This is a genomic window from Asticcacaulis aquihabitans, assembly GCF_032490435.1.
Lineage (GTDB): Bacteria > Pseudomonadota > Alphaproteobacteria > Caulobacterales > Caulobacteraceae > Asticcacaulis.
On record NZ_JAVGWM010000001.1, the window covers coordinates 308,815 to 331,657 of the forward strand.

General features: G+C 57.5%; 23 protein-coding genes. 11 read left to right on the top strand and 12 right to left on the bottom strand.

The features are described from left to right. Positions 1–27: 27 nt before the first annotated feature. The 5 genes from RCJ00_RS01470 to RCJ00_RS01490 all read right to left on the bottom strand — a co-directional run bounded on the left by RCJ00_RS01470 (position 28) and on the right by RCJ00_RS01490 (position 3,671). Entirely contained in the window at positions 28–717 is a 690-nt protein-coding gene (locus tag RCJ00_RS01470) for a sensor histidine kinase (RefSeq protein WP_316219818.1), read from the bottom strand. Positions 718–751: 34 nt separating this feature from the next. Then, entirely contained in the window at positions 752–1,276 is a 525-nt protein-coding gene (locus tag RCJ00_RS01475) for a response regulator (RefSeq protein ID WP_316219819.1), read from the bottom strand. Positions 1,277–1,369: 93 nt separating this feature from the next. After that, positions 1,370–1,747, bottom strand: a complete 378-nt coding sequence (locus RCJ00_RS01480; protein WP_316219820.1) for a proteinase inhibitor i78 — start codon at positions 1,745–1,747, stop codon at positions 1,370–1,372. Then, positions 1,744–2,193 (bottom strand): DNA polymerase III subunit chi, encoded by a 450-nt coding sequence (locus RCJ00_RS01485; RefSeq protein WP_316219821.1) that lies wholly within the window; start codon positions 2,191–2,193, stop codon positions 1,744–1,746. The genes RCJ00_RS01480 and RCJ00_RS01485 overlap by 4 nt, the downstream gene beginning before the upstream one ends. Next, entirely contained in the window at positions 2,193–3,671 is a 1,479-nt protein-coding gene (locus RCJ00_RS01490) for a leucyl aminopeptidase (RefSeq protein WP_316219822.1), read from the bottom strand. Before RCJ00_RS01490 ends, RCJ00_RS01485 begins: the two co-directional genes overlap by 1 nt. A gap of 250 nt (positions 3,672–3,921) precedes the next feature. On the opposite strand from RCJ00_RS01490, the gene RCJ00_RS01495 reads away from it, so the two are divergent. The 6 genes from RCJ00_RS01495 (at position 3,922) to rsmA (ending at position 12,215) form a co-directional block, all read left to right on the top strand. Continuing rightward, complete coding sequence (locus tag RCJ00_RS01495; protein ID WP_316219823.1) at positions 3,922–5,058, top strand: LptF/LptG family permease; 1,137 nt, start codon at positions 3,922–3,924, stop codon at positions 5,056–5,058. Between the two features lie 11 nt (positions 5,059–5,069). Further along, positions 5,070–6,227: an LptF/LptG family permease gene (locus RCJ00_RS01500; RefSeq protein ID WP_316219825.1), complete on the top strand. Its 1,158-nt coding sequence runs from the start codon at positions 5,070–5,072 to the stop codon at positions 6,225–6,227. 119 nt (positions 6,228–6,346) lie between these two features. Beyond that, positions 6,347–8,992: an LPS-assembly protein LptD gene (locus tag RCJ00_RS01505; protein ID WP_316219826.1), complete on the top strand. Its 2,646-nt coding sequence runs from the start codon at positions 6,347–6,349 to the stop codon at positions 8,990–8,992. A gap of 67 nt (positions 8,993–9,059) precedes the next feature. Continuing rightward, positions 9,060–10,409 carry a peptidylprolyl isomerase gene (locus RCJ00_RS01510; protein ID WP_316219827.1) on the top strand — a complete coding sequence of 450 codons (1,350 nt, stop codon included), beginning with the start codon at positions 9,060–9,062 and terminating at the stop codon, positions 10,407–10,409. Further along, complete coding sequence (pdxA, locus tag RCJ00_RS01515) at positions 10,402–11,394, top strand: 4-hydroxythreonine-4-phosphate dehydrogenase PdxA (RefSeq protein WP_316221072.1); 993 nt, start codon at positions 10,402–10,404, stop codon at positions 11,392–11,394. Before RCJ00_RS01510 ends, pdxA begins: the two co-directional genes overlap by 8 nt. Continuing rightward, complete coding sequence (rsmA, locus tag RCJ00_RS01520; RefSeq protein ID WP_316219828.1) at positions 11,391–12,215, top strand: 16S rRNA (adenine(1518)-N(6)/adenine(1519)-N(6))-dimethyltransferase RsmA; 825 nt, start codon at positions 11,391–11,393, stop codon at positions 12,213–12,215. The genes pdxA and rsmA overlap by 4 nt, the downstream gene beginning before the upstream one ends. A gap of 8 nt (positions 12,216–12,223) precedes the next feature. Here rsmA and gmk read toward each other — a convergent pair whose 3' ends face one another. The 7 genes from gmk to fabD all read right to left on the bottom strand — a co-directional run bounded on the left by gmk (position 12,224) and on the right by fabD (position 18,445). Continuing rightward, the gene (gene gmk / locus RCJ00_RS01525) at positions 12,224–12,880 is read right to left on the bottom strand and encodes a guanylate kinase (RefSeq protein WP_316219830.1); all 657 of its coding nucleotides are present in this window, start codon (positions 12,878–12,880) and stop codon (positions 12,224–12,226) included. A 3-nt stretch (positions 12,881–12,883) separates the two neighbouring features. Next, positions 12,884–13,765, bottom strand: coding sequence for a YicC/YloC family endoribonuclease (locus RCJ00_RS01530; protein ID WP_316219831.1), 882 nt, complete (start codon positions 13,763–13,765; stop codon positions 12,884–12,886). Positions 13,766–13,792: 27 nt separating this feature from the next. Next, a complete protein-coding gene (mltG, locus tag RCJ00_RS01535) occupies positions 13,793–14,878 on the bottom strand; it encodes an endolytic transglycosylase MltG (RefSeq protein ID WP_316219832.1) in 1,086 nt (361 codons plus the stop codon). After that, complete coding sequence (gene fabF / locus RCJ00_RS01540) at positions 14,875–16,158, bottom strand: beta-ketoacyl-ACP synthase II (protein ID WP_316219833.1); 1,284 nt, start codon at positions 16,156–16,158, stop codon at positions 14,875–14,877. Before fabF ends, mltG begins: the two co-directional genes overlap by 4 nt. A 98-nt stretch (positions 16,159–16,256) precedes the next feature. Next, positions 16,257–16,496, bottom strand: coding sequence for an acyl carrier protein (locus RCJ00_RS01545; RefSeq protein WP_023457726.1), 240 nt, complete (start codon positions 16,494–16,496; stop codon positions 16,257–16,259). 189 nt (positions 16,497–16,685) lie between these two features. Then, the gene (gene fabG / locus RCJ00_RS01550) at positions 16,686–17,426 is read right to left on the bottom strand and encodes a 3-oxoacyl-[acyl-carrier-protein] reductase (RefSeq protein WP_316219834.1); all 741 of its coding nucleotides are present in this window, start codon (positions 17,424–17,426) and stop codon (positions 16,686–16,688) included. A 71-nt stretch (positions 17,427–17,497) separates the two neighbouring features. Beyond that, positions 17,498–18,445, bottom strand: a complete 948-nt coding sequence (fabD, locus tag RCJ00_RS01555; RefSeq protein ID WP_316219835.1) for an ACP S-malonyltransferase — start codon at positions 18,443–18,445, stop codon at positions 17,498–17,500. Between the two features lie 215 nt (positions 18,446–18,660). On the opposite strand from fabD, the gene RCJ00_RS01560 reads away from it, so the two are divergent. From RCJ00_RS01560 to rplI, 5 genes are all read left to right on the top strand, one after another. After that, positions 18,661–20,628, top strand: a complete 1,968-nt coding sequence (locus RCJ00_RS01560) for an alpha/beta hydrolase family protein (protein WP_316219836.1) — start codon at positions 18,661–18,663, stop codon at positions 20,626–20,628. Positions 20,629–20,722: 94 nt separating this feature from the next. Then, on the top strand, positions 20,723–21,247 hold the full coding sequence (locus RCJ00_RS01565) for a peroxiredoxin (RefSeq protein WP_316219837.1): 525 nt from the start codon (positions 20,723–20,725) through the stop codon (positions 21,245–21,247). A 156-nt stretch (positions 21,248–21,403) separates the two neighbouring features. Further along, entirely contained in the window at positions 21,404–21,775 is a 372-nt protein-coding gene (rpsF, locus tag RCJ00_RS01570; RefSeq protein ID WP_316219839.1) for a 30S ribosomal protein S6, read from the top strand. Between the two features lie 14 nt (positions 21,776–21,789). Beyond that, entirely contained in the window at positions 21,790–22,065 is a 276-nt protein-coding gene (gene rpsR / locus RCJ00_RS01575) for a 30S ribosomal protein S18 (protein WP_023457732.1), read from the top strand. A 13-nt stretch (positions 22,066–22,078) separates the two neighbouring features. Further along, on the top strand, positions 22,079–22,666 hold the full coding sequence (gene rplI, locus RCJ00_RS01580) for a 50S ribosomal protein L9 (RefSeq protein WP_316219840.1): 588 nt from the start codon (positions 22,079–22,081) through the stop codon (positions 22,664–22,666). The last annotated feature ends 177 nt before the right edge of the window (positions 22,667–22,843 follow it).

Here is a 22,843-nt window from a genome sequence, read left to right on the forward strand (position 1 = left end):
TAATAACATTCGCCTCGGCGCTCCCGCCTAGCGCGGAAGGCTAAAGCTCACCTTAAGTCCGCCCATTTCGGAGGGTTCCAGCCAGATATTGCCGCCATGCGCCAGAATGATCTTGCGTGTCAGGGTCAAACCCATGCCGACACCGGGATAAACCTCATCTGTGTGCAACTTGCGTAGCGGGCGGAACACATCGTCATAAAATATCGGATCAATACCGATGCCGTTATCCGAGATGCTAAATTCCCAAAAGTCGCTGCCTTTATCGCAACGGATTCGAATATCCGGCGCCTGATCCGGCTTCCGAAACTTGATTGCGTTGTCCAGCAGGGAAAAGAAGACCGTATGCATCTGTTGGGAGTCGGCCATGACTTCGGGCATGCGCGGATAATTGAAATGTCCCTTTGTGGCGTCCAGTTGCGCTTGCAATTGCATATAGCAGCGCGCAACCACGATCTCGAGTTCCACAAGCGCACGGCTGCGCGGTACCGTATTGAGGCGTGAAAACGCAAGCAGCCCACCGATCATGTCGCCCAGCTTCTGGCCACTCTCAATGATCAGTTCGAGATGAAGCTGGTCCTCCGGTGTTTCCGGCGTTGGCAGGCTTTCCTTCAGCAACTGAGAAAAGGCCACCATTGATCGAACCGGACCGGCCAGATCATGCGACACAATGTAGGCAAAATCCTTGAATTCTTCAGCGGGGTCGGCTTGGGCGGACATAGTAATGTGTTTTGGCTCCATAATGCGTCCTCCCTTAGGCGTCCATTTCCTGTGCCGGAACACAAGCCAGCATGAAAAAGAACTTTTCGATCAGGCCGATAGCTTCTCGAAACTTGTTCAGGTCTACCGGCTTGACAACGTAGGCATTGGCATAAAGCTGGTAGCTTTTTAAGATATTGTGTCCCGCCCCGGAATTTGACATCACAATCACGGGAATGTGCTGAAGACGTTTGTCTGTCTTGATCTGTGTGAGGACCTCGACGCCGCTCATCTTTGGCAGCCCAAGATCAAGCATGATAAGGTCCGGCAGCCGTTTACCGGCATATTCCCCATCTTGATTCAATATGGCCAGAGCAATTTCGCCGGTCGATGCCACCGTCAGGTTGCTGGCAACCTTCGCCTCCTTGAAAGCGTGAGACGCCAAAAGGGCATCGCCACGATTGTCGTCTACCAGAAGAATTTCGGCCGGCCGGCCTTCGGCGATCAGCGTTTTTTCCATATATTTCCGGGCCTCGATCAACACGTCAAAGGAGACATAGCGATGGGTTTGACGGTCCACCCCGGATGCCGTCGATTCGCAAGCAGTGAAACTCAGGGTAGCACCATCACCCCGAGCTATCCACAGCATAGTGCACGATAAATTGTTAAGAAATTAGCCGCACTTCACTGACTGAATGATACCGGTCTCGGAGCTAAACACAATGGTTTGACGGTCGGCGCGGTACTCTTGCGTGACTATGCATGTGGAGCAAACCACTCGACGCGAACCCGGGTTCAGTGGCACCGGAATCTCCGTACGCGGCTTGCCAACCAGGTATTGCAAGGCGGTCGCGCCGCATTGGTCGTCGGCCATCGGCTTGTAGGACGATGACGGCGCCGGAGGTGATGGCGGGCGATGTACCGGTGTCTGCGTCTGGGGTCTGGGGGGCTGAACCTCGGTTTGCGGCTGAGGTTCCGGCGTTGATGAGCAGGACGCCAGCCCGACACAGGCGAATGTCATGATCACAGCTACCGTAAGTACTTGCTTCATTGTATTTTCTCCCATCGTCCCTGGGCGTTCTGTTTCCAATAGGCCAGTTGCAGACCGTCTCCTTTGAGCCGCTTCCATTGCGAACGCGCCCAGGCCAAATGATCCGTGTCCGCGCCTTCAAAGACAACCATGCACCTTTCCGTCGCACCAATATCCGGCATGTCGATAGGTGAGACCGATACATATACCTCCGGTGTATTCACCATCACGCCCGACGTCCCCAGAAGTATTGGCTGACGCGGCGCCAATTCGTCACCTTCCTTACCGTGGGCCAGAAAGGCAGCGGGATTGTAGGTCCACAATTCGGCATTCAAGGCATCAATCTTGTCATCCTCATGACCGTGCACATAGGCGCGCCAGCCTTTTTGCACGACCTTCTCCAACAAATCCGGAAGGACCTGCGGCAAGGGCGTTTTTTCGAGGTGATAAAACCAGATGTCCGGCATCAGCTTTCGTAATATCTGGCGACCAGTTCATTCAGCGTACGCACGCCGAAGCCTGTGGCGCCTTCAGGGACCGTCGGCAGACGTTGTTCGTTCGTCCAGGCCGTTGGTGCGATATCCAAATGTGCCCAAGGCACATTGTTAACGAAGCGCTGGAGGAAGAGCGCCGCCGTGATCGAGCCTGCCGGGCGTCCGCCGATGTTGCGAATGTCGGCGATCTTGGAATCGATCTGCTTTTCGTACTGCGGCGGAAGCGGCATGCGCCAGGTGTTTTCGGATGCAGCTTTTGAAGCTTCACCAATTTTCTCAGCCAATTCGTCGTTATTGCTGAAAACACCGGCATAATCCATGCCCAGCGCTATGATCATGGCGCCTGTCAGCGTGGCCAGATCGATCATGAATTGCGGCTTGAAGCGGTCCTGACAATACCACAGGGCGTCTGCCAGGACGAGCCGGCCTTCCGCGTCGGTATTGATGACTTCGATCGTGGTGCCTGACATGGCTTTGACGACATCGCCCGGACGTTGGGCATTGCCATCGGGCATGTTTTCCACCAGTCCGACGATACCGACCGCATTGACCTTTGCGCCACGGGACGCAAGCGCAATCATGGTGCCGACGACCGCCGCCGATCCGCCCATGTCCCACTTCATGTCTTCCATGCCTTCCGCCGGCTTGATCGAAATGCCGCCGGTATCGAAGGTCACACCCTTGCCAACAAAAGCGACGGGCTGGGCGTCGCCCGCTCCCTTCCACTGCATCACGACCAGCTTCGATTCCCGCGAAGACCCCTGACCTACGCCAAGCAGGGAATGCATCCCCAGCTTTTCCATCTCGGCGATGCCCAGAACTTCAACTTGCAAGCCAATGCTTTCGAGGCCCTTCAGCCGATCGGCATAGGATTGCGGATAAAGCACATTGGCCGGCTCCGACACGAGGTCGCGGGCGAACAGAATGCCGTCGCGAAGGGCTGCCAAAGGTTTGAAAGCCTCTTCGGCCGCGGCGACGTCGTCGCAGACAACGGTGATCGCTTTTAGACTGGGCGCCTTATCCAGCTTGGCCTGACCAAAGTACTTATCGAAGCGGTAGGCGGCGAGATGCAAGGCTAGCAGGCCATGCGCCACCAGTTCCGGCCCATATCCTGTCAGGTCCAGGCTAAGCCCATCAAAGCCCGACGCCTTGACCGCATGATAAAGGCTGGCCGCGACCGTCTCCATCGCTGCGGCGTCCAGCTTGGCGATGTCGCCAGCGCCGACGACGGCCAGAGCAGCAAAATTGACGCTTGCGGGGCGGCTGACCATTTGTACCTTACCGCGCGCGCCCTTGAAGGCCATCAAGGTCAGGACCGACTTGATTTCGTCCGCTACCGCAGAGTCAAATTTTGCGAAGCCGGGACTCGGCGCTTCATTTTCACCCAGAATGACCGCCAGGCAGGTTTTGGGGGCGGCAGTGTTGGCAAGCTGAATAATGGGCTGAGGCATGGAAATCTCCGAGTCGATACGACCGTCCGCGGGCGGTATTTTCCAGACCTATGCCCCTTTTTAGGGCACGACAGAAGTGTTTTCTGCAACTTTTTTGTGACCTGACAAGGCGTTGTCGCGCTGAACTGTACGGATCTGTTCACATTTTTCGTGCAGGGCTGCGGTCCAGGCATAACAAGCGCTTGTAATTAACCGCGTAAGCGGTCAAAAGAAATCCGAAATCCGGCTGCCTGATGGATCAGACTTAAGCATGCGCACACTCGATCGCTACATATTTCGCCAGCTGATCCTGCCGATCGGCGGGGCTGTGGCGGCCCTTACGGCGATTGCCTTGCTAAGCCAATCCTTGACGCAATTCGACCTTGTCGTCGAACGCGGCCAAAGCGCGTGGGTTTTCATCAAAATTACCCTGCTGTCCATGCCGCAACTGGCGGGGCTGATATTTCCTATTGCCCTGTTCGTCGGCACACTGGTCGCCCTGACGCGGATGCAGGGCGAGCACGAGTTTACCGCTGCCTATGCCAGCGGCATGTCGTTGATGCGGATTGCCTACCCAATTTTGCGCATCGGCATATATCTGACGCTGATCAGCCTGATGGTGAACCTGTTCATTCAGCCCCTGACCAATCGTGCCATGCGTCAGGAACTGTTCGATGTGAAGAACGACCTGTTGTCCAGCCTCGTCAAGGAAGGGGATTTTGCCACCTCCCCGACCGGCCTGACCATCTACGTACAACGTATCGATCAAAATGGATTGCTGCGCCAGCTATTCATCCGTACAGACGAGGCCGGTGGTCGCGATCGCACCTTTGCCGCACGCGAAGGTCGTATCGTCAAGGTGGACGGCAGTTCAGTCCTCGTCATGCGCAACGGCTCCAATCAACAATTGACGGAAAAGGGTGTCATCGAACACCAGACCTGGGACCAGGCCAGTTTCGATATCACGTCCTATTTCGCCAGCGACGATTACCTGCAATTCAAAGAAGGGGATCGCTACATGCACGAGTTGCTCTTCCCCGTCGCCTACGCCTACGAAAAGTCCATTCAGGGCAAGTATGTGGCCGAAGCCAATGCGCGCCTGGCCAACCCGCTCTACAATCTCGCCTTCGTGCTACTCGCCATAGTTAGCGTGCTTGGCGGACGTTTTAGCCGCAACGGTTACGCACAACGCATCGGCGTCGCGGCCGTCGTTGCCCTGACGATCCGCATTTTCGGCGTCGTGGTGGAAACCGCCTCTGCCTCAGCATGGGTGCTCAACCTGTTGCAATATATTGTACCGATGATCCCGATCTTCGTGTGCCTGCACCTTATCCGCAAACATGACGGCACGACGGGCCGCGTCCATCAGGCGATCCGGCGCGACCGCAACGCCTTGCAGCCATTGTAAGCGAGGCAGACATGAACTGGATCAGCAACCTTCCTCTCGTTGGCTACCTTACCTACCTGAATCCCTGGCGCAAAAGCCGCCTGGAAACCTATATCCTGCAAACCTGTGTGTCCGCCTTCCTGTCGGCGGTCATGGTTGTTTCGAGCCTGATTTTCCTAATTGAGTATGTTGGAATCTCGAAGTCCTTGGGGTCGAAAGATGATGTTTCCGGCCTGTCCATCATTGGTTTGATGCTGGAAAAGTCTCCGGGCTCTATCCTTATCCTGCTGCCCTTTGCGTTTTTGTTTGGCTCTCTTTTCGCCTTCGTCAACCTGAACCGCCGCAGTGAACTCATAGCCATGCGTGCGGCTGGCGTTTCGGCCTGGCGCTTCGTATTGCCGGCCAGTATCCTCGCCTTCGCCTTCGGACTTTTGACGATCGGCGTTCTCAACCCGGTCGCATCGAATCTCAGCGACACCTACGACAAATCGATCAACCAGTTGAACGCTGCTGATACGACTCCGGACAAGCACAGCGGGGCAATCTATCTGCGTCAGGGAGACGGACAGCAGCAGGTCGTTATCCGCGCCGAACGCCAGGAAGGGCCTCCCGGACATCTCCTGGGCGTGACCTTCTGGATATACGATATCGACGCCAAACAGACGCCGGTTTTCCGCAAACGGATCGACGCTCAGGAAGCGACCTTGGCGCTGGGCGGTTGGACATTGAAGAATGCGCGCGAGGCCACTGTGTCCGGTCCGGCCGTCCCGCCTTACGATTTACTTGGCATTCCGTCCAACCTCGATCCGCAAAAGGCCTTCCGTAAGTATGCGTCGACCCAGGCTGTGCCGTTTTGGCGTTTGCCGGGCCTCATATACCAGAACAAGATTTCCGGTTTTTCGACCGCCATGTACGAGTTGAAGCTGCATCAGCTCCTGTCGACGCCGTTGATGTTCGCCGCGATGACTGCATTGGGCGCGGTGTTTTCTCTGCGCCTCATGCGACTTGGCGGGCTCACTGGCCTGATCATTTCCGGCATCAGCCTTGGTTTCGTCATCTTTTTCGTAAATCAGCTATTCTCGTCCATGGGTAAGGCCGGCGTTATTCCGATCTTTCTGGCGGGTTGGTCGCCACCCGTTTTGGCCATGCTCGCGGCCATGACCCTGATCGTTTACACAGAGGACGGCTAAAAAAGGTAGGCTGGTCTCACTGGTGATTCGCTTCGCCATTTTCTATGCTATACGAATTGCGCGGACGGTTCCGCGGCATTCCGAACTGTTGTTTTGCTACGGGACTTAAGCTGTAACGCATGAAGAAGCGCTATTCTCTCAAGCTGGGGGCGGGACTGGTGTCCCTGATGGCCATGGGCGTCGGAAGCGGCGGCCATGCCGTGGCGCAAACGGAGTCCGCTCCGGCGACACCGTCCGGCACGGGCGTGACCGGGACGCAGATGGCGTTTGAACTGGCGATGGCGCAGGCTGCATCGTCGAGCGCAGCGAAAAACAGCGTGAGCTTGCCGAGCCCTAATACGTCTGTTCCTAACGACTCCTCTGTACGATCTGAAACGGTGCCTGGCACAGACGGCCTAGTGCGCGATCAGTCCTATGTCGAAGCCGATACCGTGACGACCAGTGAAGACGGTCTGGTCACAGCCCAGGGCAATGCCGAACTGCGTCAGAATGGCCGCACCATTCGTGCCGATCAAATTACATCCAATTCTGACACGGGCGTTACGACGGCGACCGGTCACACGCAGACGATCGGCGATGATGGCAGCATTCAGTATGCCGATAAAATTCGCTATGACGACAATCAACAGGCTGGTTACAGCGAAAACTTTGCTTCTGTCGGCAAGAACAATGCAAAAGTGTTCGCGCGCAGGCTTGAGCAGATCAGCCCGGACGTCAACCGACTGACAAGTGTCATCTACACGCCTTGCGCCCTCTGCGTAAAACACGGTGAAACCCAATCGCCGACCTGGTCGATTGAAGCAGGCCAGATCACCCAGCGTAAAGACAAGAAGATGGTCTTCTACAATAACGCGACGGTGAAAATAAAGGGCGTTCCGGTTCTCTATTCGCCCTACCTGTGGACTCCGGACCCAGAACTCGATCGTGCCTCTGGATTCCTGCCCCCTAAAATAGGCTTAAGTAAAAAACGCGGGTTTTCGTATGAACAACCCTATCTGTGGTCGATATCGCCTTATTCCTACCTGCTCATCAGTCCGCAGTTAAATACGGAGGTCAATCCCCTCCTCAATATGGAATACCAGCGCCAATTTTATTCTGGCCTGCTGGATGTTCGCCTGGGCGTAACAGACGACAAATTTTTCGATAATTCTGGTGAGAAGTACGGCCATTCCGACACCCGTGGCTATATACTTGCGGACGGTGCCTTCAAGATTAATCCCGACTGGCGTTGGAGCTTCACGGCGCAACATGTCCGGGATCGCTTCCCATCTGGACTGTACAACAACGGCACCCTGTCCCTGCCCCGTGGCGGCACCTACGCGAACTTCTTTGAACGTTACAATATTGACGGCGCCTTCGACGAAAAAGGCGGGCTGACGGTCGATACACGACAACTTATCAATCAGTTTAATGTAACACGGCAAGTGTCGAATGCGTACTTTGCCATCACCATGGCTAGCTTCCAAAGCCTGCAAACCGCGGGCTGGCTAGACTATGATCCGACCAATACGACAGGCACCCAACGCCTTACCCAGCCCTACGCGACAAATTCGGATTTCTATCCAACGATCGCGCCGCAAATCGAAGCCTATTGGTCGCCGCGGTCTCGTTTCTTAGGCGGGCAATTCACCGCTTCGTTGAGCGGCATCGGCATCTTCCACAAAGAGCTGTCTACCAATATTAGTGGTCTCACCGCCCGCGATATTGGCGCCCCCGCCTTGTCCGATGGTGTCACTGGCTATGACACGACCCGCGCCAGCGCCGGCCTGGCCTGGTACGGAGATATGACGACCAGGGCAGGTCTTAAGTGGGGACCGTTCATCGATCTGCGTGGCGATTATTATAAGGTGACCGATCTTGACGCTGCCAAGACGTCCGGCGAAGTGTCGCGCGGCCTTGGCACCGCCGGGGTCAACCTCAGCTATCCGCTGTTCCGTAAGTTCGATACCTTCACTGTCGTGATTGAACCCATCGCCCAATTGGCTGTGTCCCCGAGAAACCAAGCCAATCCATATCTCCCGACCGAAGACAGCCAGTCGTTGGAATTCGACGAAACGACTCTGTTTACGGTCAACAAGTCGCCAGGCTTCGACATCTATGAATCCGGCAGCCGTTTGAATCTGGGATTGCAAACTGAACTGAAATTCAAGTCCGGCTGGGAAGCCGATGGCTTGATCGGGCGCGTACTGCGGGATCAGGACGAGACCCAGTTTCTCAAAACTGTTGTTATCAATGGTGCAACCTACACCTATGATCCCTCCGGATTGGGACGGAAAAACTCGGATTGGATCGCCAATGCCAGTTTCAAATCCCCTTATGGCATTTATGGCTACACCCGGTTGCGTCTCGATGGCGAGACCTCCCGTCTGAGTCAGGGGGAAGTCGGGTTAAGCGCGGCGCGGGCCAATACCACCGGCACCCTGCGCTATATTTTCAGTGATGCCTTGGTAACGCCCATCGTCGTGAACGGCAAACTGCAACGGTTTGGCGACAATTATCGCAATATGCAGCTCTATGCGCGCCACTTCTTCACGCAGAACTGGGGGGTATCGGCGCGTCTCGACCGCGATCTGGTCGCTAATACCTGGCGCCGCTCAACCGTCAGTCTGATCTATCGCGATGACTGCTCCTGGTTCGAACTGGTTTATCAACGAAATGACTCCCAATTGACACGCCTGAACGGCAAACCGTCATCGTCGATATTCTTCCGCCTTAACTTAACCACATTGGGAACATCACCTTCCAATTTCAAAGATGTCCGCTAAAATCGGCCTCAGATCTCCAGTTTCCAGAATCATGTCCACCATTCACACCCTCTCAACCGGCTCCCATATGTCAAAGCTTCTTCGCACTGCCGGCCTGTCTCTAGCCCTCGCGCTCACCGTTATGGCCGGCGCCACGTTCGCTCAGGGGCTTAGTCAGACGCCTGACACGGGCCAAGCCGCCTTAGCCTCCTCTCCGGGCCTGGCGCCAGGTGCACAGGCACCGGAATTGCCGCCATTGGGTGAAGGCATTCTCGTATCCGTCAATAATGATATGATCACCTCCTACGACCTGAAGCAGCGGATGCTGCTGTTGATCGTTACTTCAGGTGTTCAGGTCACCCAGGATAACTATGCTGCGTTTCAGCAACAGGCACTGAACAGCCTTATCGACGAACGCCTGCAGCAGCAGGAAATGACGCACTGGAAGGTCAAGGTCAGCGACAAGGAAGTCGATTCCGAAATCGCGCGTATGGCGGCGCAAAGCAATTTGAAACCAGAGCAATTGCTCGCCGAACTAAAGCGCGTGGGCGTTGAACCTGCGACCTTGCGTACGCAAATCGCGGCTGAAAGCGGCTGGAGCCAACTGGTTGGCGGCCGCTACCATTCCAATGCGGCGGTCGGTTCCGCCCAAGTCGATTCCCTGATGGACAAGGTCATTGCCGACGGTCAGAAACCGCAATATCTGGTCTCGGAAATCTTTATCGACAACGTATCCGCCGGCTCCGCGGCCAACGCGGTTCAAGGCGCGCGTCAATTGCACGACCAGATCGCCGCCAACGTGGCTCCGTTCCAGGCGGTTGCGCGCCAATTTTCCAGCGCGCCGTCCGCCGCCAATGGCGGTGATGCCGGCTGGCTCGTCTCTGGCAATATCGACCCGGCGATTGAAGAGGTCCTAAAGGTCATGCAGCCCGGACAGATGAGCGGCGCGATCGTGACGAAAGACGGTGCCTATCTCTACCTTCTGCGTCAAAAAACCGAAGGCAATTCGGACATGGTCTTCCGCATTAAGCAGGCGGCCGTTCCTCTGCCGCCCAATGCCAGCGCCAACGATGTCGCCAGTGCCCAAACGGCATTGACCAATTTTGCGTCGCGTGTGCGCTCTTGTGATGCGTTCGACGAGCAAAGCGGGAAGTCGTCATCCGGCATTCAGCTTGTTGATCTCGGCGACGCGCAACTGAGCAATCTACTGCCCAACTATGCCGAGGCCCTGCGCCCGCTCAAGGCCAATCAGGTGACCGCGCCTTTGCGCAACAACCAAAACGTCAACATTCTCTATGTGTGCGGACGCCAGCTGGCCGGCGACAACGCCCTCACCCGCGATCAGGTTGAAACCAATCTGGTCAATCAGCGCCTGTCGATGCTGGGCCGCCGCTATCTGCGTGAATTGAGAAGCAGCGCGACGATTGAAAATCACTAATCCGCCTCTTGTCGTGAGCCTGGGCGATCCTGCGGGGATCGGTCCGGAGCTTGCAGCGAAAGCCTGGACCAGCTTGAGAGATCAGGCTGGTTTAGCTTTTTGCGTGCTTGGAGATGCGGCATTGCTGGAAACGCACGGCGTGCCTGTCGCACGTGTGGCCGATGTATCGGAGACCAGCCAATGCTTCGCCTCGGCTCTACCGGTCCTCGACACACCGCTTACGGCGCCTGTCGCCGCCGGAAAGCCCGATAGCCGCAATGCCCAACAGGTCATCGACTGGATCCGCCAGGGCGTGGACCTGTGCCGTTCGGGGCAGGCGCGCGGGCTCGTGACGTGCCCTATTGCCAAATCCGTTCTATATTCAGCCGGCTTTCGCTTTCCGGGCCATACCGAGTATCTGGCCGAGTTGTGCCGCGACGGCGACACGGTCCCAATGCCCGTCATGATGCTAACCGCGAAAGATTTGCGGGTTGTACTGGCGACCATCCATGTCCCGCTCAAGGATGTGCCGGACGCACTGACTGTCGACGGCTTAGTGGAACTCGCCCGCATTACATACGCCGCCCTTCGGCAAGATTTCGGGCTTACGGCACCGCGGCTGGTCATGTGCGGTTTGAACCCTCACGCGGGTGAAGATGGGACAATCGGGCGGGAGGAAGTCGAGATTTTAAACCCAGCGATCGATATCTTGCGAAATGAAAGCATTGACATTGCCGGCCCCTTCCCTTCCGACAGCCTGTTCCACGACGAGGCGCGGCGTAGCTACGACGCTGTCCTGTGCATGTATCATGACCAAGGTCTTATTCCTTTGAAAACCATAGATTTTTGGGGAGGCGTCAACATTACGTTGGGACTGCCAATCGTGCGAACCTCCCCGGACCATGGAACCGGCTTCGATATCGCCGGCAAGGGGCTGGCGCGCGCCGACAGCCTGCTGGCCGCCATCAGGGCTGCCGATATGATTAGCCGGAACAGAGTCCTATGACCGAACTGCCTAGCTTACGAGAAAGCCTGGAAGCCCATGGTCTGATGGCTAAGAAGTCGTTTGGCCAGCATTTCCTGCTCGATCTCAATATCACACGTAAGATCGTGCGCCTGGGCGGCCCATTCGCTGGCGACGTGGTCATCGAGGTTGGGCCCGGCCCGGGCGGGCTGACGCGCGCCTTGCTGGAGACCGAGGCGAAATCGGTCATAGCGATCGAAATGGATCCGCGTTTTATAGACCTGCTCGGCGAATTGAACGGTGTGTACGGGGAGCGCTTTGAAGTCATCAATGGCGACGCCCTGAAGGTGGATGAAGCGGCATCGCTGGCGGAACGCAATCTGTCGCCCGGCGCGCATATCGTTTCCAATCTGCCCTACAATGTCGGCACGCCCCTGCTAATCAAATGGCTGACCGGTCCCTGGCAACCTCTGAGTATGACGCTGATGTTCCAACTGGAAGTCGCGCTGCGCGTCGTGGCGCCGGTCGGGGATAAGGATTATGGGCGGCTTGGCGTTATTTCGCAGGTCTTGTGCGATTGTGAAAAGATCATGGACTTGCCTGCGCGGGCCTTCACGCCGCCACCAAAGGTCGATAGCGCCGTCGTCAAACTGACGCCCAAGACCCAGCGCCCAAGCGCAGCCATCATCAAGAACCTGGAAAAAGTCACGGCCGCTGCCTTCGGTCAGCGCCGCAAGATGTTGCGTGCCTCTTTGAAGCCGTTGGGCGGAGAAGCCTTGCTGGAGACGGCAGGCATTACGCCGACGGAACGCGCCGAACAGGTAAGCCCGGCTGATTTCCTGCGCCTCGCCGAATTGCTGTAGTACCGCGACTAAATCGGTTCGCTCATCAATTCATCGACGAAGGGCGCGATCCAAAGGCCGCGTGACCGGCGGGCCACTTCAGCGTGGTAGATATGGATGAGTTCCGCATAAGACCGGTCGAAGTCGTCATTGAGAATGACATAGTCGTATTCGGCCCAGTGCGCGATTTCGCCCTTAGCACGGTTAAGGCGCCGCTCGATAACCGACATTTCATCCTGCGCACGCGCCACCAGACGACGTTTCAATTCGACCATCGATGGCGGCAGGATAAAAATGCGCACGACATCCGAAGGCGCCTTGGCCGAGATGCGTTGGGCGCCTTGCCAGTCGATGTCGAACAAAACGTTCTGACCTTGCGATAAAGCGCGCTCGACCGGCTCACGCAGTGACCCGTAGCGGTGATCGTGGACGGCGGCATGTTCCAGGAAGGCATCTTCCCGAATCAATTCGTCCATATGGGTGTCGTCGATGAAATGATATTCGCGACCGTCCTTTTCACCCGGACGCGGCTTGCGCGTCGTCACCGATATCGACAGATCCAGATCGGGGTGGTCGGCCATCAGACGGCGACACAGCGACGTCTTGCCCGCACCGGACGGCGAAGACACGATGAGCATGAGACCGCGTTTTATACGTTGCGTGCCGGGGTTATGAGTATTCGGCATCGCCTACTCCACATTTTGCGTTTGTTCGCGGAACTGATCGATCACGGCTTTAAGCTCAAGGCCCGTTTGGGTCAATTCGATAAAGGCCGATTTCGAACATAAGGTGTTGGCTTCACGCATAAATTCCTGAGCCAGGAAGTCGAGTTTGCGTCCAGGAGCCACCTCGCCATCGATCAGTTGGTGCGCCTGGTCGAGATGGGAGGTCAGCCGGTCCAGTTCCTCGCGCACGTCAGCCTTGGTGGCCAGTAACGCGGCCTCCTGTAGAACACGCTCGTGAAAATCTCCGGACTCCGGCAGCAGTTCATTAAGACGCCGGGTGAAACGTTCCCGAATGGCATCCACCTGCCCATCGGCCAGCGACTTGGCGCGCTCCACACAGGCGGCCATAGCAATGAGATGCCCTTTTAGTACCCCCTCTAGTGCACGGCCTTCACCGTCGCGCGCCTCTTTCAGCCGATCGAATGCGACAGCCAGGTCACCGCTGAGCGCGCCAGCACTGGCCTCGCTCAACTCGTCCCGCTCGTCGCCCGAGGCATCAATCACGCCGCGCAGCGCCAGCAGGCCGTCGACGGAGGGCGTAACTGCGTCTCCGGCATCAACTAGCTTACGCCCGGCCGCAAGGTACATGTCGAGCACATCCATATTGATGCTGACCCCGGCCTTTGCGCCAGTCCCAGCAACGGATACGGTCAGGTTCATCTGCCCGCGCTGAAATCGGCCTTTGGCCAGCTCGCGAGCGACTTTTTCGACAATTTCAAAACCGGCCGGAAAACGCGACTTGATGTCGAGCCCCCGACCATTGACACTACGGATTTCCACCGTCCAGGCGGTCTCGCCCTCGCCGCCTTCGACACGGGCGAAGCCGGTCATGCTCGATAAGCTCATGGCAGAACTCCAACTCGCAGAAATGAATTACTTGTGGCCGTTCCGGTGGGCAGCTACTGGCGCCACCGATGAAGCGGATTGCGCGGATGCCGAGGACGTATAGACGTTAACCTGTGCTTCCATAGCCCGCCATTTCGCAACATTCGTCAGATGCTCCTCGTAGGTGGAGGCAAAGACGTGTCCGCCCGAGCCATCTGCGACGAAATACAGGTCTTGGGTTTTAGCGGGATTGAGCGTGGCTTCAAGCGAGGCCTTGCCCGGATTGGCGATGGGCGTCGTCGGCAAGCCGTCAATCAAATAGGTGTTCCACGGGGTTGGCGTATCCAGTTCCGACCGTGTCAAACCGCGCCCCAGGGGCTCGCCATGCGAGATGCCATAAATGACGGTCGGATCAGACCCTAGCCGCATACCGCTGCGCAGGCGATTTATGAAAACGGCGGCAACGCGCGAACGTTCCGCAGGCACGCCCGTTTCGCGCTCGACGACGGAAGCCATGATGAGTGCGTCTTCCTTGGTGGCGAACGGAAGTCCCTGTTGTCGTTTGGCCCACAACATGTCCAGGGTCTGTCGGCCGGCTTCAAGCATACGCTCCAGCACCGCCTGGCGGGTCTCACCGGGCTGATAGAGATAGGTCTCTGGCAAAATTGACCCTTCCGGCGGCACATCGACGTCGCCGACCAGGTTGGGCGTCGCCATCAGGATACGCACGGCTTGGGCCGACGTGCGACCTTCGGGGATGGTGACATAGGTCTGAACGACCTTGCCCTCTTCGATTTGTTTCAGCGCGCCAATAAGGGATATGCCGGCGGGGAAATCGTATGTCCCCGCCTTCATGTCACTTTGCCGTCCGCGAAACTTGGCGGCGACGCGGAACAGTAAGGCCGAATGGATGACCTTGCGGCGTTGCAACTCGCGCCCCATCGCGGTGACGCTCATACCATGGGCAAAGCTCACCTGGGTTGTCACCTTGGGCCCGGGACCGAACAACTGCGCGTAGACAAACAGGAAGCTGGCAAAAATAAGGAGCGCTATGCCGGCCGCCAAACCCGCCAAAGGGGCAAGGATGGATTTGCCCTTCGACGTTTCAGATTCGGAGCCGGCTACCTGCCTCATTCAACGGCGCCGAGGATCAGAGCGGCATTGGTACCGCCGAACCCAAAGCTGTTCGACAGGACCGTCTTTATTTTCATGGGTTTGGCCTTGTGTGGCACAAGATCCAGGGTTGTTTCGACATCCGGGTTGTCGAGGTTGATCGTCGGCGGTGCGATCTGGTCACGAATGGCCAAGGCGCAGAAGATGGCTTCGACCGCGCCGGCGCCACCCAGGAGGTGACCGATGGCGGACTTTGTCGAAGAGACCGTGCCGGTCTTTGCGCGTTCACCCAGGAACTTTTCGATAGCCTTCAACTCAATGCCATCGGCCATGGTCGATGTGCCATGCGAGTTGACGTAATCGATCGTGGTGGGATCGATATTGCCGCTCTTGGCCGCCGCCACCATGGCGCGGTAGCCGCCGTCACCGTCTTCCGAGGGGGCGGTGATGTGATAGGCGTCGCCCGACATGCCATAACCCAGCACTTCGGCATAGATCTTGGCGCCGCGCGCCTTGGCGTGCTCGTACTCTTCCAGAACAACAATACCCGCGCCTTCGCCCATGACAAAGCCGTCACGGTCCTTGTCATAAGGCCGCGATGCCTTTTCCGGCGTGTCGTTGAATGCCGTACACAGGGCACGGCAGGCTATGAACCCGGCAATGCCGATCGGCACGATGGCCGATTCCGCGCCGCCCGCCACCATCACGTCAGCGTCGCCGTACTTAATCATGCGGGCCGCATCGCCGATGGCATGAGCTCCCGTCGCGCACGCCGTGACCACGGAATGGTTTGGCCCCTTGAGCCCGTGACGAATCGATACCTGGCCCGAGGCCAGGTTGATGAGGGAAGACGGAATGAAGAAGGGGGAAATTCGCTTGGGGCCCTTATCACGCAGTTCCAGCGCGGTTTCGGCAATGATACCAAGGCCACCTATGCCAGATCCGATCAAGGTCCCGGTCCGCTCTTGGTCTTCCGGCGTTTCCGGATGCCAATCGGCGTCTTTCAGGGCTTCGTCCGCTGCGGCGATGGCGTACAGAATGAAGTCGTCGACCTTGCGACGTTCCTTGTTCGATAGCACAGCCGATGGATCGAACGATCCTTCGATATCCGGACCGCCGCCACCGCGTCCATCGACGGACGGGACTTCGCACGCAACCGTACAGGCGTAATCCGTGGTATCGAAAGCGGTAATCTTACCGGCGCCCGACTTGCCTTCCAGCAGCCGCTTCCAGGATATGTCCACTCCATTGCCGAGTGGCGAAACCAGACCCAAACCAGTGATAACGACGCGACGAACCATAGGCAATCAACCCTCTTAGAGACCCCAAAAACAACTAAGCGCGGCCAAGCCCCTACGATATCGGGAGCCTGAAACCGCGCTTGAGAAAGCTTTGCAGCTTAGGACTTCAGCTTACCATCGATGTAGTTGACGGCATCGCCAACGGTCAGGATGTGCTCGGCCGAGTCGTCCGGGATTTCGATATCGAATTCTTCTTCGAAAGCCATCACCAGCTCGACGATGTCGAGGCTGTCGGCTTCCAGGTCGTCGATAAAGCTCGCCTTTTCCGTGACCTTGTCCGGATCGGCGTCCAGGTGGTCGATAACGATCTTGCGAACACGTTCAAGAACTTCAGACATTTATTGTCCCTTCAGAAAGTAGATACTTAGGACCCGAGACCGCAGGGTCCCAAGGGGAGGATAGAATCCAGTTTTGTCTTGTAGGCATATAAAACCGCCGATTCAAGACATTTAAAGCGCTATCCGTTAGCTGGACCCGGAAAACGCCATGCAGATGCCAGCAAAGACGACTTAAAGTCCATACGTCTTTTAGATCATCGCCATCCCGCCGTTGACGTGCAGGGTTTGACCCGTAACATAACCGCCTTCGGCGCTGGCGAGGTAAACCGCAGCGGCGGCGATATCGCTGCCCTTGCCCAGATCACCTACAGGTATCTTGGCCAGGATGGCGGCGCGTTGGGCTTCATTCAGCTCATCCGTCATCGGCGAGGCGATAAAGCCCGGCGCGATGCAGTTGACGGTGATATTACGGCTGGCGACCTCTTGCGCCAATGCCTTGGAAAAGCCGATCATCCCGGCCTTTGAGGCGGCATAGTTCGTCTGGCCCGGATTGCCGGTAACCCCAACAATCGACGTAATGCCTATGATGCGGCCGAAACGGCGCTTCATCATGCCCTTGGTGGCGGCACGCGCGAGACGGAAATAGGCTTCCAGATTGACCTTTATGACCGTGTCCCAGTCTTCGTCCTTCATGCGCAGGATGAGCCCATCGCGGGTAATACCTGCGTTGGCGATCAGGATATCGATCCCGGCGCCGGCCGCCTCTTCCGCCTTCGCCACCAGCCCATCGACTTGGGCGGCATCCGACAGATTGGCGGCGGCGATTACTGCGTTCGGCCCCAGTTCAGCAGCCAGGTCGGCCAGGACGTTTTCACGTGTGCCGGACAGGACAACCTTGGCGCCCTGACCATGCAGAGCGCGGGCGATTTCGGCCCCGAGGCCACCTGTGGCGCCGGTAACAAGGGCGGTTTTTCCGGTCAGATCGAACATGGCGATTCCTGAATAGGGAGAAAGGACTGGCGGCGCGGTGTATGTCAAAGCGCCTGATGTATCAAGTGAAATCAGCCCTTGAGGGATTGGGCGAAGGCTTCGAAATCAGCCGCGCCATTCAGCGCGATTGAGGCGGCCTCCGGTGCAATCCGCTTGGACATTCCCGTCAAAACCTTGCCTGAGCCCAACTCGGCAAACGTGGTCACACCGCCCTCGCCGGCCAGCCATTGTACCGTTTCACGCCAGCGCACGCGGCCGGTGACCTGCTGAACCAGAAGGGCTGCAATCTCTTCCTTGCCGCGTATCGGCTGGGCCGTGACATTGGCGACCAAGGTTGACACCGGTGTATGGATGGAGACTTCGGCCAGGGCGGCTTTCATCTCTTCGGCGGCCGGGGCCATAAGGGGAGAATGGAACGGCGCGGATACGTTCAGCAACATGCCCTTGGCGCCGAGTTCCTTGGCCTTTTCAACTGCCAGTTCGACCGCGTCCTTCATGCCGGAAATAACGATCTGGCCGGCATTGTTGTCGTTGGCAATCACGACGACACCCGCAGCGGCCCCTGCCTCACACGCCTTTTCTGCAAGATCCAGATCCGCCTTGCCGATCAGGGCGGCCATGGCGCCAACGCCGACCGGCGTCGCGCGCTGCATGGCCTGGCCGCGCAGCTTCAAAAGCCGCGCCGTGTCGCTCAGCGAAAAAGTGCCTGCGGCTGCATGGGCGGAATATTCACCCAGGCTGTGGCCGGCGACATATGCCGCGGCCGAGCACGCGATGCCGAATTCCTTTTCCAGCACGCGCGATACCGCGATCGATACCGCCATGATCGCCGGCTGCGCATTTTCGGTCAAGGTCAGTTGATCTTCAGGCCCGTCCTTCATCAGCGCAAACAGCTTTTGCCCCAGTGCGTCATCAACCTCATTGAAGACCTCGCGGGCTACGGCGTAGGTTTCGTACAGGTCCGCGCCCATGCCGACGCTCTGTGAGCCCTGACCGGGAAAAACAAATGCCAATGTCATGACGGGTCGCCTTTCAGAAATTAACCGGCGACTCCGTTAGGGCAATGCGCCCCTAAGGGCAAGTCGCCGCACAGAGATTTGTTCGACCGCCGTCCGACGCAAACTGTGACCCCAAGTTGAGAAATACCCGCATGACGAAAAATCGGTGTTGCCGGACTTAAAATGTCGCAGTACCGTCACGAAAGAAAACAGATACTCTGAGGGGGGTACATATAATGACAGATAATTTCCTGTCGCGCCGCAGTCTGTTCGGCGCGTTCGCGACCATGGCGACACCCGTCATTCTCAACGGTATACCGGCCCTGGCCTGGGCGCAGTCCGCTGCGCCAACCCCGCCGCCGCTCGCCGTCTACGGTAAATTGCCCACTATCAGCAAGGTCGCCCTGTCGCCGGACGGTACCCGTGTCTGTCTGGCCATGAACAAGGATGGTGGTATCGTCATGTATGATTATGACTTGACCACGGGCAAGACAGCGGCGGCCGCCATCGATGGCGACAAGATTCGCGACCTCATGTGGGCCGACAATAAGAGCATATTCGTCACGACCTCCAAAACGTCGAAATTCGGTGCAGACCAGATCGAAGAATGGCTCGGCTTCATCATTGATGTCCATGCCGGCAGGCGCTACCAGCTCTACAGCGAGCAAAAGGACTTCCGTGCTGTGATCTTCGGCGACATCCGCCGCATCAAGGTCAATGGCGGCTATCGCATAACCGCCTCCAATTTCAGCGCAAGCGGCTACGGCATTACGACCGAGATCAATACGGCACTTTATGGATTCACGACCGAGGGGCACCGCGGCTTTCTTATCGACGAGGACGGTCGCCGCATCAACAACTGGGTCATCCGCTACGATGGAACCCTGGTGGCCCGTTCGGAGTATGACGATGACAAACACGTCTGGTCGCTGCGTTATAGGACTGAAAAGGGCTGGCGTAACATATATGAGGTAAAGGCCGAGCTGGACATGCCTTATCTGTCGGGCCTGGGTCGCGACGGCCAATCGGTGCTTTTATACATGAACGACGGCGACCTGAAGGACAAGTATGTCGAGGTAACGCCTGATGGCGTGTTCAAGACCATCGACATCGACGGAGCAACGCATTGGCCCATTTTCCATCCGACGACGTTCAACCTGGTCGGCTTCGGAAATACGAGCGGCATTGCTGAGTTCGTCTTCTACGACCCTGTCTTCGCTCAGCTGCCGAAGTTGGTGAAGGGCGCGGTCGGCGATATTCACGCCGACCTGGCCGGGTTCGCCGAAGACCCACTTCATGTTCTTGTCTTTGTTCAGGGAGAGGGCAATTCCGGCACCTATTACGCCATCGATTTCCGAAAGGGGGGATACAAGGAAATCGGCCAATCCTACCCGGATTTGCCGATGGAGTGGGTGGCCGACAAGGCGCCATATGCATATAAGGCGGCCGACGGATTGGAAATTCCCGGGTTTCTGACCTTGCCCGTCGATCGCGAGGCGAAAAACCTCGCGCTGGTGGTCTTGCCGCATGGCGGCCCTGAAGCCTACGAGGACTCCAGCTTCGACTTCCTGTCCCAGGCGTTGAGTTCGCGCGGTTATGCCGTTCTGCAACCGAATTATCGCGGGTCTGCCGGTTACGGTTCGGCCTTTACCGCCAGCGGATATGGCCAGTTCGGCCGCAGGATGCAGACGGACCTGTCCGATGGCGTGCGCGCCCTTGTAAAGGCGGGCAAGGTCGATCCAAAACGTGTCGCCATCTTCGGCGGGTCCTATGGCGGCTATGCCGCCCTGGCAGGGGTTTCCATCGATCCAGGGGTATATAATTGCGCGGTTTCGCTGGCCGGCATTTCAGACATCAAAGCCTTCATGGCGCACGAACTGGAATGGCAAGGTTACAAGGGCGACAGTCACACCATGCGATATTGGCGCCGCTTTCTCGGCGATGAAAGTCGCTGGGACGAAATTTCCCCTGTCAAACATATCGATGCTATCAAGGTCCCCGTCCTGCTCATCCATGGCAAGGATGACACCGTTGTACCGTTCGAACAGAGTACCATTATGTACAATGCGATGCAGAAGGCCGGAAAATCGGTTGAGCTGGTTCAATTGAAACAGGAAGACCACTGGATGTCCCGCGAGCCCACGCGAATTCAGACGGTGGAATCCGCTGTCGGGTTTCTCATGAAACATAATCCTCCGGTTTAATTGACCCGCCAATCGAACCGAGCGGCGCTTGCCGACGTAAGGGAAAAGGCATAGGCTTTTTTACCAGACAGGAGACACCCCAATGATGCCCAACATGAAAACACTCGCCCTCGGCCTCGCCGCCGTCGGGCTCGCGCTTGCTTCACCCGCCTTCGCCGCGCTGAAGGTTGGCGACAAGGCGCCAGACTTCTCGCTGCCCGCTGCAACCAACGGCAAGGTCGATACATTTTCGACCAAGGCTGCGCTGAAGAACGGGCCCGTTCTGGTCTATTTTTATCCGAAAGCCTTTACGGGTGGCTGCTCGCTGGAAGCCCACCAGTTTTCGGAAGCCATTCCTGAATTCCAGGCGCACCATGTTACCGTGATTGGCGTATCGACAGATGATATCGCCACCCTGCAACGCTTCTCGAAAGAGACCTGTCAGGGCAAGTTCCCGGTCGGCGCTGACACAAAGGCCAGCGTAACCAAGGCTTATGACGCCCAGATGGGGGCCATGAACATGTCCAACCGCATTTCGTATCTGATCGGCACGGACGGCAAGATCGCCTTCGTTCATGATAGCGGTGACGCCTCCACCCACGTCAGCGCCCTACTGGCCGCCGTCAAGGACATGCATTAATCGCAACCGCAAGCGGGACTTGCGTTTTGCGCAAGTCTCGTTTATGAGGGCGCTCCCTTTCGGGTGGTCGTCGGGCGTTGTGCCCGTTTCGATCCATCGTGTTTTCCGGACTTCCGCCGGTAAATGCGCCACCCGGATCAACGGAAGAGGATACACATGCCCTACTACGAACATGTCGTCATTGCACGGCAGGACGTTTCGCCGCAACAGGCCGAAGCGCTCAACGAAACCATCAAGACCCTTATCGAAGAAAATGGCGGCCACATCGCCAAGATCGAATATTGGGGTCTGCGCAACTTGACCTACCGCGTCAAGAAGAACCGCAAGGGCCACTACTCCCTGCTCGCGCTCGACGCACCGGCTCCGGCCATCAAGGAACTGGAGCGCCAGCTCTCGATCAACGAAGACGTCATCCGTTATATGACCGTCCGCGTCGAAGAGCTCGATCTCGAACTTTCACCCGTCCTGTCGCGCCGTGACCGCCCTGAGCGTTCCGAGCGTAACGCCGACGCTACTTTTGCCGAATAAGGAGGTCTTGACCTATGGCTGAAGACATCGCTCCCGCCCCCGGCGCTCCCGTCGGTAACGGCCCCGCCCGTCGTCCCTTCTTCCGCCGCCGTAAGGTGTGCCCGTTCTCCGGCGCCAATTCGCCGAAGATCGACTATAAGGACGTAAAGCTCCTGCAACGCTACATTTCCGAGCGCGGCAAGATCGTTCCCTCGCGCATCACGGCTGTCAGCCAGAAGAAGCAACGCGAACTGGCCAAGGCCATCAAGCGCGCTCGCTTCCTCGCGCTCCTGCCTTACGTTGTGAAGTAAGGAGTACAGGCACATGAAAGTTGTATTGCTGGAACGCGTCGAAAACCTCGGCACCATCGGCGACGTCGTCGGTGTCAAGGACGGCTTCGCCCGTAACTACCTGCTGCCGCGCCACAAGGCGTTGCGCGCCACTGCCGCCAACCTGAAGGTCTTCGAAGCACAGAAGGAACAGATCGTCGCCCGTAACGCCGCCGCCAAGGCTGGCGCCGAAAAGGCTGCGTCTGAACTGGACGGCACGACCTATGTCATCATCCGCCAGGCGGGTGACGGCGGTCAGCTCTATGGTTCGGTCAACGCCCGCGACGTCGCGGACGCTATCGCCGAAGCCGGTGGCAAGGTCGAGCGCAATCAGGTTGTCCTGAACACGCCGATCAAGACGCTTGGTCTGCATGAGATCAAGGTGCGTTTGCACGCTGAAGTCTCGTTGACCGTCACGGTCAACGTCGCTCGTTCGGCTGATGAAGCTGAGCGTCAAGCGGCTGGCGAAAATGTTATCGCTGCACAATTCGAGGAAGACCGTCTGGCTGATGAAGCCGCTGCGGCCGACATGCTCGAAGGCGGCGCTGGCGCGGCCATGGCCGACGCTCCGTACGAATCCTAAGACTTCGTACGCCAATAGAGACCAGAAACCCGGTGGGCCCTGCTCGCCGGGTTTTTGCATTTTCCATACCCGCGCCGTCAAAAGTTGAGAATTATTGCAAGGCCTCGTTGTTCCTCGCTTAAAGGAAGGCTTGCTATTTGATGGGAAACGGATAATCTGACGGCGTTTCGAATTTCA